Annotated in this window: 1 protein-coding gene; it reads right to left on the bottom strand. The window is 64.0% G+C overall.

The genetic code is table 11. The features are described from left to right. Positions 1-1,969: transketolase (gene tkt, locus CYR52_RS22095; protein ID WP_101829450.1), on the bottom strand; the 1,969-nt coding region annotated here is incomplete at its 3' end. Positions 1,970-1,971: the final 2 nt, after the last annotated feature.

Raw genomic sequence — 1,971 nt, 5'->3', positions numbered from 1 at the left:
TCACCACGTTCTCCACGGTGAAGCCGAACAGCTCGAACAGCTTCTCCGCCGGGGCGGATTCGCCGAAGGTGGTCATGCCCACCACGTCGCCGTTCAGGCCGACATACTTGTACCAGTAGTCGCTGATACCCGCCTCAATCGCCACGCGGGCACTGACCGCTTTCGGCAGCACGGATTCGCGGTAGGCTGCGTCCTGCTTGTCGAACGCGTCGGTGGACGGCATGGAGACCACGCGGACTTTACGGCCTTCACCGGAGAGCTGCTCGTAAGCGCCCACCGCCAGCTCGACTTCCGAGCCGGTGGCAATCAGAATCAGCTCCGGCGTGCCGTCGCAGTCTTTCAGCACGTAACCGCCGCGGGCGATGTTCGCCAGCTGGGCGTCGGTGCGCTCCTGCTGCGCCAGGTTCTGGCGGGAGAAAATCAGCGCCGCCGGGCCGTCGTTACGCTCAATGGCGTACTGCCAGGCCACCGCCGACTCCACCTGGTCACACGGGCGCCAGGTGCTCATGTTCGGGGTCACGCGCAGGCTCGCCAGCTGCTCCACCGGCTGGTGGGTCGGGCCGTCTTCGCCCAGGCCAATCGAGTCATGGGTGTAGACGAACACGTTGCGGATTTTCATCAGCGACGCCATGCGCACCGCGTTACGGGCATACTCCACAAACATCAGGAAGGTCGCCGAGTACGGCAGGAAGCCGCCGTGCAGCGCGATACCGTTGGTGATGGCGGTCATGCCGAACTCGCGCACGCCGTAGTGGATGTAGTTACCGGCCGCGTCATCGCCGATGGACTTCGAGCCGGACCACATGGTCAGGTTGCTCGGGGCCAGGTCAGCTGAGCCGCCCAGGAACTCCGGCAGCAGTTTGCCGAACGCTTCCAGCGCATTCTGGGACGCCTTGCGGCTGGCAATCTTGGCCGGGTTGGCCTGCAGCTGGGCGATGAACTTCTTAGACTCCTCGGCCCAGTTGGCCGGCAGCTCGCCGTTGACGCGGCGGGTGAACTCGGCCGCCAGTTCCGGGAAGGCTTTTTCGTAGGCGGCGAACTTCTCGTTCCACGCCTGCTCTTTGGCCTGGCCCGCTTCTTTGGCGTCCCACTGGGCGTAGATGTCCTGCGGGATGTCAAACGGGGCGTGGGTCCAGCCCAGCGCCTTGCGGGTGGCGGCCACTTCGTCATCACCCAGCGGCGCGCCGTGCGCGTCATGGGTGCCGGCTTTGTTCGGCGAGCCGAACGCAATCACGGTTTTGCACATCAGCAGCGACGGCTTGTCAGTGACGCTGCGCGCTTCTTCAATCGCTGCCTTGATGGCGTCCGCGTCATGGCCGTCCACGCCGCGCACCACGTGCCAGCCGTAGGCTTCAAAGCGGGCCGCGGTGTCGTCGGTGAACCAGCCCTCAACGTGGCCGTCAATCGAGATACCGTTGTCATCATAGAAGGCCACCAGCTTGCCGAGCTTCATGGTGCCCGCCAGCGAGCAGACTTCGTGGGAGATACCCTCCATCATGCAGCCGTCGCCCAGGAACACATAAGTCTGGTGGTCAACGATGTCATGGCCCGGACGGTTGAACTGTGCCGCCAGCGTGCGCTCGGCAATCGCCATGCCCACGGCGTTGGCAATGCCCTGGCCCAGCGGGCCGGTGGTGGTCTCCACCCCGGCGGTGTAGCCGTACTCCGGGTGACCCGGCGTTTTGGAGTGCAGCTGGCGGAAGTTTGCCAGCTCATTAATCGGCAGGTCGTAACCGGAGAGGTGCAGCAGGCTGTAAATCAGCATCGAGCCGTGGCCGTTGGAGAGCACAAAGCGGTCGCGGTCAGCCCAGTTCGGGTTGGTTGGGTTGTGGTTCAGGTAGTCGCGCCACAACACTTCGGCGATATCAGCCATACCCATCGGTGCGCCGGGATGGCCGGATTTGGCTTTCTGCACCCCATCCATGCTCAGCGCACGGATAGCATTGGCAAGCTCTTTACGAGAGGACATGT

The organism is Chimaeribacter arupi (assembly GCF_002858805.1).
Classification (GTDB): domain Bacteria; phylum Pseudomonadota; class Gammaproteobacteria; order Enterobacterales; family Enterobacteriaceae; genus Chimaeribacter; species Chimaeribacter arupi.
Note: the sequence above shows the minus strand (reverse complement) of the source record. Positions and strands in the feature narration are given on the sequence as shown.